Annotated in this window: 13 protein-coding genes; 8 read left to right on the top strand and 5 right to left on the bottom strand. The window is 64.5% G+C overall.

Going from position 1 to position 13,970, the window contains the following annotated elements:
- Window positions 1-39: 39 nt before the first annotated feature.
- The 5 genes from ABIE19_RS07535 (at window position 40) to ABIE19_RS07515 (ending at window position 3,896) form a co-directional block, all read left to right on the top strand.
- Complete coding sequence (locus tag ABIE19_RS07535; protein WP_354088504.1) at window positions 40-1,029, top strand: SPFH domain-containing protein; 990 nt, start codon at window positions 40-42, stop codon at window positions 1,027-1,029.
- A gap of 3 nt (window positions 1,030-1,032) precedes the next feature.
- Window positions 1,033-1,491, top strand: coding sequence for an NfeD family protein (locus ABIE19_RS07530; protein WP_354088503.1), 459 nt, complete (start codon window positions 1,033-1,035; stop codon window positions 1,489-1,491).
- Between the two features lie 71 nt (window positions 1,492-1,562).
- Window positions 1,563-2,237, top strand: coding sequence for a helix-turn-helix domain-containing protein (locus ABIE19_RS07525; RefSeq protein ID WP_354088502.1), 675 nt, complete (start codon window positions 1,563-1,565; stop codon window positions 2,235-2,237).
- Window positions 2,238-2,246: 9 nt separating this feature from the next.
- Window positions 2,247-3,413, top strand: coding sequence for a hypothetical protein (locus ABIE19_RS07520; RefSeq protein WP_354088501.1), 1,167 nt, complete (start codon window positions 2,247-2,249; stop codon window positions 3,411-3,413).
- A complete protein-coding gene (locus ABIE19_RS07515; protein WP_354088500.1) occupies window positions 3,414-3,896 on the top strand; it encodes a hypothetical protein in 483 nt (160 codons plus the stop codon). It begins immediately after the preceding gene.
- Window positions 3,897-4,081: 185 nt separating this feature from the next.
- Here ABIE19_RS07515 and ABIE19_RS07510 read toward each other — a convergent pair whose 3' ends face one another.
- From ABIE19_RS07510 to ABIE19_RS07490, 5 genes are all read right to left on the bottom strand, one after another.
- Entirely contained in the window at window positions 4,082-4,432 is a 351-nt protein-coding gene (locus ABIE19_RS07510) for a hypothetical protein (protein WP_125900309.1), read from the bottom strand.
- A gap of 74 nt (window positions 4,433-4,506) precedes the next feature.
- The gene (locus ABIE19_RS07505; RefSeq protein WP_354088499.1) at window positions 4,507-4,944 is read right to left on the bottom strand and encodes a hypothetical protein; all 438 of its coding nucleotides are present in this window, start codon (window positions 4,942-4,944) and stop codon (window positions 4,507-4,509) included.
- A gap of 189 nt (window positions 4,945-5,133) precedes the next feature.
- The gene (locus ABIE19_RS07500; RefSeq protein ID WP_354088498.1) at window positions 5,134-5,574 is read right to left on the bottom strand and encodes a TniQ family protein; all 441 of its coding nucleotides are present in this window, start codon (window positions 5,572-5,574) and stop codon (window positions 5,134-5,136) included.
- Window positions 5,574-6,464 carry a TniB family NTP-binding protein gene (locus tag ABIE19_RS07495; protein WP_354088497.1) on the bottom strand — a complete coding sequence of 297 codons (891 nt, stop codon included), beginning with the start codon at window positions 6,462-6,464 and terminating at the stop codon, window positions 5,574-5,576. Before ABIE19_RS07495 ends, ABIE19_RS07500 begins: the two co-directional genes overlap by 1 nt.
- A complete protein-coding gene (locus tag ABIE19_RS07490; protein WP_354088496.1) occupies window positions 6,461-8,104 on the bottom strand; it encodes a TnsB C-terminal domain-containing protein in 1,644 nt (547 codons plus the stop codon). Before ABIE19_RS07490 ends, ABIE19_RS07495 begins: the two co-directional genes overlap by 4 nt.
- Before the next feature lie 213 nt (window positions 8,105-8,317).
- On the opposite strand from ABIE19_RS07490, the gene ABIE19_RS07485 reads away from it, so the two are divergent.
- Genes ABIE19_RS07485 through ABIE19_RS07475 form a run of 3 tightly spaced genes read left to right on the top strand, consistent with a single transcriptional unit; the run spans window position 8,318 to window position 13,942 of the window.
- Window positions 8,318-9,106 (top strand): ImuA family protein, encoded by a 789-nt coding sequence (locus ABIE19_RS07485; protein WP_354088495.1) that lies wholly within the window; start codon window positions 8,318-8,320, stop codon window positions 9,104-9,106.
- Complete coding sequence (locus tag ABIE19_RS07480) at window positions 8,997-10,556, top strand: Y-family DNA polymerase (RefSeq protein WP_354088494.1); 1,560 nt, start codon at window positions 8,997-8,999, stop codon at window positions 10,554-10,556. The genes ABIE19_RS07485 and ABIE19_RS07480 overlap by 110 nt, the downstream gene beginning before the upstream one ends.
- Window positions 10,553-13,942 carry an error-prone DNA polymerase gene (locus ABIE19_RS07475; protein WP_354088493.1) on the top strand — a complete coding sequence of 1,130 codons (3,390 nt, stop codon included), beginning with the start codon at window positions 10,553-10,555 and terminating at the stop codon, window positions 13,940-13,942. The genes ABIE19_RS07480 and ABIE19_RS07475 overlap by 4 nt, the downstream gene beginning before the upstream one ends.
- The last annotated feature ends 28 nt before the right edge of the window (window positions 13,943-13,970 follow it).

The following is a 13,970-nucleotide window of genomic DNA, read 5'->3' as shown; positions in this document are numbered from 1 at the left end:
GGGGCGGCCGTTAAGGTCTGAACTCAACCGGAGGGCTTTATGGATTTCTCGCTCATCTTCTTTTTGGTGTTCGCGGCCTTCGCGATCATCTTCCTGGTCAGCGTCATCAAGATCGTACCGCAAGGCCGTGAATTCACGGTGGAACGGTTCGGCAAGTACACCAAGACCCTGACGCCGGGCATCCACATCCTGACCCCCTTCGTCGAGCGCATCGGCAAGCGGATGAACATGATGGAGCAGGTGCTGGAAGTGCCGACCCAGGAGGTCATCACCAAGGACAACGCCATGGTGAAGGTCGACGGCATCGTCTTCATCCAGGTGATGGACGCGGCCCGCGCGGCCTATCGCGTCGACGATCTGCCTTACGCCATCGCCCAGCTCTGCATGACCAACCTGCGGACCGTGGTCGGCTCCATGGAACTGGACGAGGTCCTGTCGCAGCGCGACGCCATCAACACCCGCCTGCTGCACGTCATCGATTCGGCCACTGAGCCGTGGGGCGTGAAGGCCAGCCGGATCGAGATCAAGGACCTGACGCCGCCCACCGACATCACCAACGCCATGGCCCGTCAGATGAAGGCGGAACGCGAACGCCGCGCCGTCATCACCGAGGCCGACGGCGAGAAGCAGGCCGCCATCGCCCGCGCAGAGGGCGCCAAGCAGGCCGCGATCCTGGAGGCCGAAGGCCGCCGTGAAGCCGCCTTCCGCGACGCCGAAGCCCGGGAACGCGAGGCCGAGGCCGAGGCCAAGGCGACCGCCATGGTGTCGGAAGCCATCGCGCGCGGCGACGTCAACGCCATCAACTACTTCGTGGCCCAAAGATACGTGGACGCCTTCGCCGAGCTGGCGCGCAGCCCGCAACAGAAGACGGTCATCGTCCCGGCCGAAATGGGCGCCCTGGTCGGGACCATCGCCGGGGTCGGCGAACTGGTCGGCCTGGCTCGGGAGCAGCAGGCGACCCGCGCGCCCACGCCGCCCGCACGTCCCGCCCCGCGCCGCTCCGGCGGCGCCGTTCCTGCAACGGAGTAGGCCATGGAAGGGGTCATGAACCTCTACGCCGCCCAGCCCTTCTGGCTGTGGCTGGCCATCGGCGTGGTCCTTCTGGCCATTGAGGCGATGGCGTCCACCGAGTGGCTGTTGTGGCCGGCGGTTTCCGCCGGCCTGGTCGCCCTGATCTCGGCCTTGCTCCCCGGGACCGGCTTTCCGATCCAGGTCGGGATTTTCGCGGCCCTGACGGTCGTCTCCATCATCCTGTCGCGACGCCTGATCAAGCGCGTGAATCCGGATCAGCAGCCGGACATCAATGCACGCGACGTCCGCCTGGTCGGCCAGAAAGCCAAGGTGGTGGAGGCCTTCATCAACGGGCGCGGCCGCGTCTTCGTCTCGGGCGCCGAGTGGCCGGCCGAGATCGAGGGTTCCGCTCCCCTGGCCGGCGAGACGGTGGTGGTCGAGTCCGTGGATGGAGCGCTCCTCCACGTCCGCACCGCCTGAACGACCAACATATCGCCGTGGGAAAGACGGGGAGGGGAGCGAACATCGAGACCCTCCCTTTCTGGGCGGGAATGGCCGCCTATGGTCGCGGCGACCAGATCGAACGGCATCGACACGACTACGCCTATGCGGCGCTTGTCGTCAGCGGCGGCTATCTTGAGGCGGGCGATGCGGGGCGCTTTCATGTAGAGCCCGGCCACATCGTCATTCATGAAGCCCACGAAGCCCATCAGGACCGCTTTCACCCCACAGGCGCCAGGGTTCTGAACCTGCCCTTGGCCGAAAGCGCTGTCGCCGCAGGCCTGTATCGCGCGTCAGAACCCGACCTTCTGATCCGGACCGCCGAACGCGATCTGCACGCGGCCTCACAGTTGCTGCAAGCTGAACTGATCCCAGAGACTGGAATGCTCAACGACTGGCCGGACCTGCTAGCCGAGGCGTTGAAGCAGGATATGGTCTTCAGCCTCTCTGACTGGGCGGAAACCATGGGTCTGGCTCCCCAGTCAGTGTCACGAGGCTTCCGCATCGCCTACGGCGTGTCGCCCAAGGCCTTTCGCGCCGAACATCGCGCCCTGCGCGCCGTCAGAATGCTGAGCACATCGGCGACATCCATGGCCGAGCTCGCAGCGGAACTGGGCTTTGCGGACCAGGCGCACATGACCCGACTGGTTCGACGTCTGAGCGGCCGCACGCCAGGAAGCCTCCGTGTGCATTCCGTTCAAGAAGCAGGATCGGAGGAGCGCTAGAAGACAGGGATGCAACGCAGACACCTCCTTCTTGGCGGCGCAGCCGCCCTCGCTCTGTCGTCCTTCCCGAACAGGCGCGCACTGGCGACAACGCAAGCCCAGGGCGCAACACAGTGGAAGGTGCGATCCTCGATCGGCGCCGACGCCATAGCCTTCCTGGGTCCGCTCGCAGGCGGCGCTCTTTACACGCGCTTCTATGGCGAAGACGCCACGGCCTTCGCCGCGCGGCTGTCGCCGGAAATTCGAACATCCATCGCCGACCTGTGGACCCGCGCAACGGCCCAGGGCTTCGGTCTTCTCGGCCCCAATCTCCAGGTGCTGTTCTCAACCGATGGAAACGACGCCGATATAGGGGCCTTACGGATCGCCCTGCAGAATCGAGAACAGGCGATCCTGCCGCGATACCGACAGAGCAACTATTGGAGCGAAAGCGACTGGGCCTGGTTCAGCCAGAATGCGTCACAGCTGGATCAGATATTCGCGGCAATGGAAGTTGCCGATTTCACAGGTTTTCGCTCCGAACGCACCGCTCATCTCCAGGCCCGAGTCGCTGAGATCCAACGGGACCTCAGTCGCTTCGACGTCATCACCTGGCAGGAGAAGTTGACGGGGCGCCGCTTCGACCCGGTGATCGAAGTCGTCCTGCTGCACTTCGCCAAACCGCACGGCATCAAGGTCCAGGGGCAGACCTTCCTGCAGTCGGCGGATTACGACACCCCGACGACCGTGCGGATCGCCGCGCATGAGATGCTGCATCCGCCTTTCGATGAGAAGGGCCCGGCGGCCCAGGCGGCGTTGGAAGTTCTCAGGCGCGACGCCCTGATCATGAAGATCGTGACGGAGCATGACCCTCAGTGGGGATATACGACGCTTGAGGGGATGCTGAACGAAGACCTCGTCCAGGCGCTTGATCAGTTGATCAGCGAGGCTCTGGGGATCGGGCGCAATCCGGCCGACCGCTGGCGTAAGGCGGATGACGGCATGCACGTCCTGGCTGCCGGCCTTTACGGCCTGCTGCGCCAAGACAGGTGGGTGGAGCAGGGCGGATCCATCGAAAACTGGCTCACCGTCGCGACACAGGCAGGGCGGCTAGCCCCGTCGGTTCTGCATTCGGTCGCCTCAAGGGTTCTGGAAAGACCCGTTGATCGGTTGTGGCCGCTGGAAGAAGCACGGTAGGTGGAACGTGCTCGGTCGCTTGGCGCTCAGTCATCGAAGATTGAAACAGGGAACATGCAAATTCGGTCGTTAACCATCTCCACGCTGCTTTGCCTGGCGGCCCCGGCTATCGCCCAGGCTCAGTCGTGCGCAGTTGATCTGCAAAGCATCGAACAAGCGATCGCACGGCTTGAGATCAGCTACGGAGAAGTGTTGTCGGACATCAGTTGCGATGCGCCGACGTTGCGAGCCCATGAACTGATGTGCGCATCATCGTTCGAACAGGGTTCGTCGCTGTGGCGCATGGGACGGCTCGACGACCTGGCCTGGGTCTACGCCTATGAGAATGCCACCAAGCAGGAAGTCGACCACCATAACCCGCCACACGACCGTAGCTTCCTAAAGCGTCGAGACGCCTGCACCGACGAGGCATGTCTTTGTGCGGCTCTGATCGAACACACCGACGCCAGCCTTGGAGGCGAGTCGCCATACGAAGAGAAGTGAGGGGGGGAAGCATGGGGTGGAGCGGCCACACCGAATTATCGCCTAAGATATATTATGCGAAATATATTCCACCGCAGGATGCAAACACAAATGTCAGTGTTCCAGGTTCCTGAGACTCCCGGCCTGAGCGGCGGTTTGGTTCCGGGTTCGTTGGACTCTGGTTCCAAGTTCGTCGGACTCAGGCGCTAAGCGGCTTCCGCATTCGCGCTCTCCAGCACATGGCTGACAGCGGTGAAAACTAGCTCATTCGGCGTCACCCGTCGACCAAGCGCCGCATCCCGAACGGTGTGAGCAAACCGGACCGGCACGTTGACGCTGATGTGCACAGCGTCGTTCTCGATTGCGAAAAGATGGCGATATCCCGCCATGTGATCTCGGATAAAGGTCTCCACGGTCTCGACGTAGAAGTCTGCGGCTTTCAACCCACGACGGGCCGCCAACGCCTTCATGGCTTCGTGCATCGGCCTGGGCAGACGAAGACTCATCGAACGATGGCCGCTTTCCTCGGCGGATTGGGCGTCGTCGGAGATATTCACTTTCGCTCCTTAGGCAATTCATCCGGCTAGATTCGCAAACCCGGACTCTGTCGTCTAGAGCGTCAGATTATATCCTATTGGATATAAAGCGCGACCGCAGCAGCTGCAGCAACGCGGTTGATCAATGGACTTGGCCATCTTCTGATCCGCTGCTCCATCTCAGTTAGATGGCGCTCTTCGACATAGGCGAACAGCAGGCTGAAAAGGTCGGATGTTGCAAGCTGGCCGAGCGCGCTCCGCGCTCGCTGTTGACCAATCCGGCCATAAGCCAGTTCGGAGTGTACATTTAGTCGATAGCCGTCCTCTAGATGCTCAAATCGGGACGGGTCGATCAGGAGGCGTGCGCAGCTTTCTAGAAGTCGATGCTGCCAGAAGGCGCCGATCAACGGAAAGCTGCCTTTTCTAAAATTTGCGGTCTGCTCCTGTGGTACCCAATCCCCGTCGGCGAACCGATGGATCAGACGCTCGCGGCTGCCACGAGCTTGCGTAAGAAGCATGTCGGTGAGGTCCATCAGCACAATGCGCGCGGCGGACCAGCTAGGACCGACACACCAACAGTCAGGGAACGCTGATCCTTGCAGTGCCGAGCAGATGTCAGTTTCTAGACAGAGGCCGAGTGCGGAGGGCGACCCTTTGCGCCCTCCCCGCCGTTGGGAGGCACGTCGGAATGGATCTGCGACCTGATCGACGTTGCGAATAAATCAGACCCGGTACTCCCGGCGACCAGCGATCATGACCGGCATCAACTCCGCCGCGGCGAACTCGACTAACGCGATGTAGTGTCTCTGGCAGGTAACGCGCCAAGCAAGGCGCCATTCGTTCCGCAGGTAGTGGTCACGGCCCGCGGATGCGTCATCAGCGAGACACACCTCGCACCCCTTACCGATTCCTGCTTCCCCTTCTGGCGGGATGTGTAGATCGCCGACAGCGACCTTGGGCCATTCGCTCGTCCAAAGGGACGCCAGCTTGTCCAACTGGACCAAGGAAGCCCCTGCCCTCTGCATGGCGTTGAGGATGTCCCGCGAAAGATCGACCTCGCCATCCCGGATCGCTTGCACGGCTAACAACGGGTCTAATTGGCCTCTTACTGACCACCTGAGGACAACCGACCCAAGAGCTTCGTCAGGATAAGAAAGGGTCATCAGATCGCGGACCGTCGGGTTCGTCTTCCCGCTCGGGCTCCTGCATGCCTCAAGACGGCGAGGCTATTGCTGAGCTCGCCAGATTTGAGGATAGCCTCCGTGATTTGTTCGGAGCCTGAAAGCACCGCTTGGGCGCATGCCTCCTGAACCAGATACGCGGCTCGCCCGACATATCCGTTGGTCAACTCATAAGCATGCTCCAGCATGCTAACTGACCAAGACGTCGGGTGCCGTAGCGGCATCGCTCTGGTTAGTAGTTCCACAAACTCGCGGAACTCCGGCGGGGCGAGCGGCCTGAGTTCAAATGTCTCAAACCGGTTTTCGAGCTGCTCATCACCTTGCAGAGCCGTCATCGCTGCCGCTGTCCCGAAGCCCAACAAAGCCATTCGGTGAACATTACAAAGCCTGCGGATGGCATTGAGACACACGTTGCCTCTAGCGCCGACATAGGCGTTCAGGTTGCCCGCCTCATCCAAGATCAAAACGTCTGGACGAAGCTCATCGAGATACGCAGAAACCGCTCTCAACAGAGTACGAACATTGCCGCTAGGCACATACTGGTGTCCTGCTTGCAGTATGGCTTCGTATAAACGAGCTTCGTCTGCCTCGACCGGGGCCTCAACCATCAGGACCACCAGTGGCTTCGGGGAGCCAGGAAGAAATGTTCTTTGAGAAATCTCCCGCAGCAGCTTCAACTTAAGCGCCGTCTTGCCAGCGTTTGGGACACCCCAGAACAGTAAGGCCTTCGGCCGTAAGCGACCGGCAGTGGCTGCGGCGAGGCGAGCACGGGTGAAGGCTTCGTCGCTCACCGGATTTGACGCCCATCGGTCTTTCAGAATGAGAGTAACCCGGGACCAGGGATCGTCATGAAGGACTGGAATATCGGTCACCACTCCTCGACCTCGCGCGCTTGTGATGGAAGCGGTCTCGAGGTGAAGTCGAGTGCCAAAGTGGCCGTCTCAACGGGGAGAAAGATGGATGTCTTGGCTTCAATCGCGCGTTGGTTACTTTCGCTTCGGCGCCTCGCGCGACGCGTAGCTTTTGCCTCTGCCTCAATGAGCTCCTGCGCCTGTTCCCGTAGAGAATGGATGTCGTCTTCGTTGAAGGTGGCCGCCGCTTTTGCCCGAAGTTCGGCGCGGGCCAACTCGTGTTCCCTCAGCGTAAATGGGGGCCTCCTGCGATACAGGTGGACCCTCTCCCATCCAGTCGGACTCAAGACCCAGATGTAGGACATGTCGCGCGGATCGAAACGAAGTTCGACCGATCCAGCCCCTTTGCGGATTAGCGGCCCGAGCCAGGGAGCCCAGTAGCGCAGCACCTTGAAATGGATGCCCGTGCGGCTGACCTGTCGCTTCGCACTGGGTAGGAAGGCCAGCAGTACGTCCTCTGCATAGCTCGGGGGAACAGCTCGCGGTTTGAAGCCATTATCGACTGCTTCGTCCCAGCGAGATTGGGGTGTGAAGCCATCGATACCGCGGTGTGGGGACCGATGATAACGGCTGATCTGGAGTAGTACCCACGTCTCAAATGCATCGAGCGTCATGACCGCCCGACGATCACTGTCGTAATCACCGCGCCGTTCAACGTTAGAGAAGGTGGTTCCGGGTACGAGATGCAACTCGCCCATCATAGTGCCGATGAAACGTTCAATCAGCGCTCCGTACCGCGGCTGGCGGACAGGACGGAAGTAGTGGGCCACATCGTAGGTATCCAAACCGCGGCGGATCGCCAGCGACTTGAAGTCCATGCCATTGTCGGAGTGAAGGATCTCAGGGAAGCCGTGGCAGGGCCAAGGCCAATCGTGACCAATCTCCTCAAGAAGGGCGCCTTTGGGCATGAACGCCCTCAGGAGCGCCATTGCCGTCTGGATGATCGATGGCGCTCCCAGGCTCACGTAGCAGCCGACGCACATGCGCGTGTAAGCATCGATGATCAACGTGATCGTGGGCCGCCCCATCGGCAACCGATAACGCCTGTCTACGAGGATCAGATCGGCCAAGGTGTGATCAATGAGCCAGACCTGGTTGGGGGCCGTGGCCTCCATACCTCCGGGACGAGGCGCGGCTCGTTCAGCAACATTATCCCCCTCCCTACTGCGCAAACGCGTGAATAGATCAATCGCTTCTATCCGCGTGTGAATGGCTTTACGGCCCGGCGGAATTAGCCCCTGCGCCCGACACTTCCCCCGTATCTCGGTGACCACTGCCGATTCCTTCGGCTTCTGAGACGAGCAGTACGATCGTTCCAGCACCTCTGAGATCACCGCCTCAGTGCGTGGATTCAGCAGGCTCTTTCCAGCATCAGGTCCTGGCGCATGAGGCAAGAGCGCCGTTGGGCGTGGATCTGCTGCAAGTAACCGGATCAGCCGGTAGGCATTGGATGTCGAAATGCCGAGAACCTGCGCCGCCCGGTCTACATCCGCGCGCTTCTTTCTATCTCGTTGCGCCAAGGGAGCGAGAATCTCCGCTTGTCGGACGACCTTTTCCCATTCGGCGTTCGATGCGTTGGCGCTGCCAATCCGCTGAGCCATGAAGAAATTCGCAAATAATTAGATATGTGGATATTAGCATTTTCTATTGCTGTGATGTCAACCTCCGACGGCTAGCGACCGCTGCGCGCCAGATGTGGTCATTGCCGCTCTGCCATAAAGGCGGCACTCAAACCCTTCGCAAAAAGACCTGATTTTCTCCCCCCTTACGAAGCTCCGCTTGCCCCCCCAGGGACAAGAGCGCATATAGAACAAATGAGGAACATTTATTCTCAGCCTGACGCGTTGGCGGCGCTGAAGACGCGCCTGGAGGCCCTGGATCGGGCCGGCGGTCGTCGCGTCGGCGCGGGCGTGCGCGCGGGAAGCGACGATGTCTTTGCGCCGTTGGCCACGGGTGTTCTGCATGACCTCTACGCCGCCGCCCCTGCCGACGCGGTGGCGGTCAACGCTTTCGGGCTGGGCATGGCGCTGCGGGCGGCGGCAGGGCGGCCGATCGTCTGGGGCCTGCATGAGATGATGGCCCAGGAGGCGGGGCGGCCGCACGGGCCCGGCCTGCATGAGATGGGCCTGTCGCCGCGCGATCTGCTGCTGGTGCGGACGCGCGACGTGCAGACCCTGCTGGTCGTCGGCGAAGAAGCCCTGCGCAGTCCCGCCGTGGGCGCCGTGCTGTTGAGCGCCTGGGGCGAGGCCAAGGCCTTCAGCCTGACGGCCAGCCGGCGCTTGGTGCTGGCGGCCGAAACCGGAGGCGCGACGCTGTTCCTGGCGCGGGCGGGCGCCCTGCCCTGCCCCAGCGCGGCCGAGACCCGCTGGTCGGTGGCGTCCTGCGCTTCGGAACCTCTGGAAGGCGGGGCGCCGGGGCGGCCGTCTTTTTCCGCAACCCTGCTGCGGCGGCGCGGCAGCGGGGCGACCGGAACCTGGATCATGGAGTGGGATCGTGAACAGCGAACCTTCCGCCCGCCCGCGCCGCTATCTGGCGGTCTGGTTCCCCTGGCTGCCCAGCGACCGGCTAAGGCGTCAGGAACAGCGGGACGGCGCGCCGCCTAAGGATGCGCCGCCCGTCGTCCTGGCCGAGAAGATCAAGGGCGCGCTGCGGCTGGCGGCCGTCGATCCGGCGGCGGCCCGGGCGGGACTGACGCCGGGCCTGGCCCTGGCCGACGCGCGGGCGCGGACCCCCGTCCTGCGCGTCGTCGCCCATCAACCGGACCTCGACGACGCCCTGCTGGCGCGGGTGCTGGAGGATTTCGGTCGCTTCACCCCCATGATCGCGCTGGACCCGCCGCACGGTCTGATGCTGGACGTGACCGGCTGCGCTCACCTGTTCGGCGGCGAAGCAGGCCTGATGCGGACGGTCCAGACGCGGGCCGAACGCGCCGGACTTCAGATACGATGCGCCCTGGCCGGCACCCCCCAGGTCGCTCGCGCCCTGGCACGCTTCGGGCCCGGCGGCCGGTTCGAGCCCGGCCAGGGCCGCGCCGCCGCGCGTCGCCTGCCGGTCGCCGCCCTGGAGCTTTCGGACAAGGAGGACGAGGCCCTGCGTCGCCTAGGCCTGAAGCGGCTGGGCGATCTGGACGACCGGCCCCGCGCGCCCCTGGCCGCCCGCTTCGGCGCCGACTTCCCGACCCGACTGGCGCGGATTCTGGGCGACGAGGACATGCGCATCACCCCGCATCGCCCGCCCGCCTCCGTCGTGGTCGACCGCGTCTTCTTCGAGCCGATCTCGGCGCCCGAGAACATCGAACGGGTCCTGTCCGACCTGCTGGTCGAGACCATGGACCGGCTGGATCAGACCGGCCTGGGCGGCCGCGCCTTCGAGGCCGGCTTCTATCGCGTGGACGGCGAAACGCGCCGCATCGTCGTCCGCACCGGCCGCCCGACCCGCGACGCCCCTGCGACCCTGCGGCTGTTCCGCGAGCGGATGGCGGCCCTGGCCGCCCCGCTGGACCCCGGCTTCGGCTTCGATCAGATGCGAATGTCCGTACCCTGGACCCAGGCTTTGGCGCCGACCCAGCAGGGGCTGGAGCGCGAGACACCCGGCGAAGAGGCCTTCAGCCGCCTGGTCGATCGGTTGACCGCGCGTCTGGGGCCGGAGGCGGTGCTGCGCTTCGAGCCTTTCGCCTCGCACATCCCCGAACGCGCGGCGCGACTGGTCCCGGCCGCCGCCCGTCATGGCGACGAGACCTGGCCCGATCTCGATCCTGACAATCCGCCCTTGCGGCCGCTGCAGATGTTCGACCCGCCCCAACCGGTCGAAACCCTGGCCGAGGTCCCCGACGGCTATCCTCTGAAGTTCCGCTGGCGGCGTGTCCTGCACGAGGTGACGCGCGCCGAAGGGCCCGAGCGGATCAGCGGCGAATGGTGGCGCGCCCCGAACCAGCGCACCCGCGACTATTACCGGGTCGAGGACCGGGACGGCCGTCGCTTCTGGCTGTTCCGCCAGGGCCTCTATGGCGAAACGCCCGAGCCGCGCTGGTTCATCCACGGCCTGTTCGCATGAAGAGGCTCGACCCTTGCGGTGCCTACGCCGAGCTGACGACGGCCAGCAACTTCTCCTTCCTGCGCGGCGCCTCGCATCCCAAGGACCTGGTGCTGACGGCGATCCTGCGCGGCCATGCTGGACTGGGACTGGCCGATCGCAACACCGTGGCGGGCGTGGTGCGGGCCTGGAGCGCGCTGAAGGAGATTCGCGTCGAGGGCCTGGCCCCGCCGGACAGGATGCGCGACGGCGGCAGTCCCGGCGAGATCGCCTTCATCGAGGACCCGCTGAACGATCCGGCCCTGTCCGAAGAAGTGAAGCGCCGCGCGGCGGACTTTCGCCTGCTGACCGGGACGCGGCTGGTCTTCAACGACGGGACGCCGGACGTCATCGCCTATCCGGAGACACGATCGGGTTGGGGTCGGCTGACGCGCCTGCTGACCCTGGGCAATCGCCGGGCGAAGAAGGGGGAGTGCGAGATCGGCCTGCGCGACCTGCTGGTCGATCCTGAAGACTTGCTGCTGATCCTCGTCCCGCCGGACCGGCTGACGGGGCTGGAAGAGGTGCTGGCCCGCATGAACGAGACGGCGCCGGGCGCAGTCTGGCTGGGCACCGCCCTGCATAGACGCGGCGATGACCGGCGACGGCTGGCCCGGCTCAAGGCCATGGCGGAGCGGGTAGAGGTTCCCCTGCTGGCGCTCAACGACGTCCTCTATACCGCCCCCGACGACCGCGACCTGCAGGACGTCCTGACCTGCATCCGCGAAGGCGTGACCATCGAAACCGCCGGCCGTCGGCTGGAAGCCAACGCCGAACGCTGGCTGAAGCCGGCGGATGAAATGGCGAGGCTGTTCAAAGACGCGCCTGAGGCGGTGGCCGAGACGACCGCCTTCCTGTCACGCGCGACCTTCGATCTTGGCAACCTGAAGTATGAATACCCTGAGGAGCCCGTGCCGCCGGGATGGGAGCCCCAGAGCTGGCTGGAAGAGCTGGTCCGACGCCGCACCCTCGTCCGCTATCCCAACGACGCACCACCTAAGGTTGCAGCCTTGCTCAAGCGAGAGTTGGAGTTCATCGCCGAGCGCAGCCTGGCCCCCTACTTCCTGACCATCCACGACATCGTTCGCACGGCCGAGAACAAGGGCATCCTGTGCCAGGGGCGCGGATCGGCGGCCAACTCGGCGGTCTGCTACGTCCTGGGGATCACCAGCGTCGATCCCGCCCGCCACGACCTGTTGTTCGAGCGGTTCCTGTCCTCCAACCGTGACGAGCCGCCCGACATCGACGTGGACTTCGAGCACGAGCGACGCGAGGAGGTCATCCAGTACGTCTATGAGCGCTACGGCCGTCATCGCGCCGGCATCGCCGCCACCGTCATCCGCTATCGTCCACGCAGCGCCATCCGCGAGGTCGGCAAGGTTCTGGGCCTGACCGAGGACGTCACCGCCCGCCTGGCCTCGACCCAGTGGGGCAGTTGGGGATCGGAGATCAGCGGGCGCCAGATCGAACAGGCCGGTCTGGACGCCGCCAATCCCATGGTTGATCGCGCCGTGCGCATGGCGACGCGCCTGCTCGGTTTTCCGCGCCACCTGTCCCAGCACGTCGGCGGCTTCGTCCTGACCCAGGGGCGATTGGACGAAACCGTCCCCATAGGCAACGCCGCCATGCCGGACCGCACCTTCATCGAATGGGACAAGGACGACATCGACGCCCTGGGCCTGATGAAGGTCGACGTCCTGGCCCTGGGGATGCTGACCTGCATCCGAAAAGCGCTCGACCTGATGAAGGCCCATTCGGGCGTCGAGCACGACCTGGCCTCCGTCCCGCCGGAGGAACCTGAGGTCTACGACATGCTGTGCCGGGGCCAGTCCATCGGCGTCTTCCAGGTCGAGAGCCGCGCCCAGATCAACATGCTGCCGCGGCTAAGGCCGCGAGAGTTCTACGATCTGGTGATCCAGGTCGCCATTGTGCGTCCCGGTCCGATCCAGGGCGACATGGTCCATCCCTACCTGCGTCGCCGCAACCGCGTGGAGGAGGTTCACTATCCTCCGCCCGGCCGCCTCTACGGTCCGCCTGACGAGCTGGAGCAGGTATTGGACCGGACCCTGGGCGTTCCCCTGTTCCAGGAACAGGCCATGAAGGTCGCCATGGTCGCCGCCCGCTTCACCGACGCCGAGGCCAACGGCCTGCGCAAGGCCATGGGCACGTTTCGCGGCGACGGGACCCTGCACACCTACGAAGACCGCATGGTCGGGCGGATGATCGCGCGCGGCTATGATCCAGACTTCGCGCGGCGCTGCTTCGAACAGATCAAGGGCTTCGGCTCCTACGGCTTCCCTGAAAGCCACGCCGCCAGCTTCGCCCGGCTGGTCTATGTCTCTTCCTGGATCAAGCATCGCCACCCGGCGGCCTTCGCCTGCGCCCTGTTGAACAGCCAGCCCATGGGCTTCTACGCCCCGGCTCAGATCGTGCGCGAGGCGCAGGAGGTCGGCGGGGTCGAGGTGCGCCCCATCGACGTCTCGCACAGCGACTGGGACAACAGCCTGGAGGGGCCTGAGAAAGCGCCCATCCTGCGTCTGGGCCTGCGCCAGATCGACGGCTTCAAGGAGGAGTGGGCCAAGGCCCTGTCGGCGGCGCGGGCCGAGGCGCCCTTCATCGATATCGAAACCCTGGCTCGACGCGCCGAACTGCCCGCCGCCGCCATGCGCAAGCTGGCCGACGCCGACGCCTTCCGCTCCCTGGGCCAGGACCGCCGACAGGCCCTGTGGGCTGTGCGCCGTCTCCCTGGCGACGATCCTCTGCCCCTATTCGCCGCCGCCGAGGCGCGCGAGCGCGGGGCCCGCGAACTGGGCGCGGAGCCCGACGTTCATCTACCCCTGATGCCCTTGGGCGAACACGTCGCCGCCGACTACCAGACCGCCCGCCTGTCGTTGAAGGCCCACCCCATGGCCATCCTACGCCCTGTCTTCGCCGCTGACCGCGTGCTGACCTGCGCCGCCACCGAAGCGAAGCGCGGCGGCTCCCTGGTGCAGGTCGCAGGCGTGGTGCTGGTGCGTCAAAGGCCCGGCAAGGGCAACGCCGTCTTCGTCACCCTGGAGGACGAGACCGGCATCACCAACGTGGTCCTGTGGGCGCGGATGCTGGACCAGTTCCGGCGCGAGATCATGGGCGCTCGCCTGATGCAGATCGAAGGCCTGGTCGAGAAAAGCCCCGAGGGCGTCGTTCACGTCGTCGCTCGTCGCGTCATCGACCACAGCGCCGAACTGTCCCGCCTGTCAGAAGACCACGAAACCGAAATCCAACTGGCCCGCGCCGACATCATCGCCCACCCGCAACCGCCGCGTCAGCCGCCGCATCGGCACCCGCGCGACGTGCGGATTTTGCCGGGGTCGCGGGATTTCCACTAAGCGTCATGAGCGGACATTGGTGCCTCTC

It is taken from the genome of Brevundimonas faecalis (assembly GCF_040549405.1).
Classification (GTDB): Bacteria; Pseudomonadota; Alphaproteobacteria; order Caulobacterales; family Caulobacteraceae; genus Brevundimonas; species Brevundimonas faecalis.
Note: the sequence above shows the minus strand (reverse complement) of the source record. Positions and strands in the feature narration are given on the sequence as shown.

Bases quoted from the DNA above. Each gene is read 5' to 3' on its own strand.
- ABIE19_RS07530 (WP_354088503.1), top strand. From the start codon at position 1,033: ATGGAAGGGGTCATGAACCTCTACGCCGCCCAGCCCTTCTGGCTGTGG.
- ABIE19_RS07490 (WP_354088496.1), bottom strand. From the start codon at position 8,104: ATGGCTCAGCGGATTGGCAGCGCCAACGCATCGAACGCCGAATGGGAA.
- ABIE19_RS07485 (WP_354088495.1), top strand. From the start codon at position 8,318: ATGAGGAACATTTATTCTCAGCCTGACGCGTTGGCGGCGCTGAAGACG.
- ABIE19_RS07525 (WP_354088502.1), top strand. From the start codon at position 1,563: ATGGCCGCCTATGGTCGCGGCGACCAGATCGAACGGCATCGACACGAC.
- ABIE19_RS07500 (WP_354088498.1), bottom strand. From the start codon at position 5,574: ATGACCCTTTCTTATCCTGACGAAGCTCTTGGGTCGGTTGTCCTCAGG.
- ABIE19_RS07505 (WP_354088499.1), bottom strand. From the start codon at position 4,944: ATGGACCTCACCGACATGCTTCTTACGCAAGCTCGTGGCAGCCGCGAG.
- ABIE19_RS07535 (WP_354088504.1), top strand. From the start codon at position 40: ATGGATTTCTCGCTCATCTTCTTTTTGGTGTTCGCGGCCTTCGCGATC.
- ABIE19_RS07520 (WP_354088501.1), top strand. From the start codon at position 2,247: ATGCAACGCAGACACCTCCTTCTTGGCGGCGCAGCCGCCCTCGCTCTG.
- ABIE19_RS07475 (WP_354088493.1), top strand. From the start codon at position 10,553: ATGAAGAGGCTCGACCCTTGCGGTGCCTACGCCGAGCTGACGACGGCC.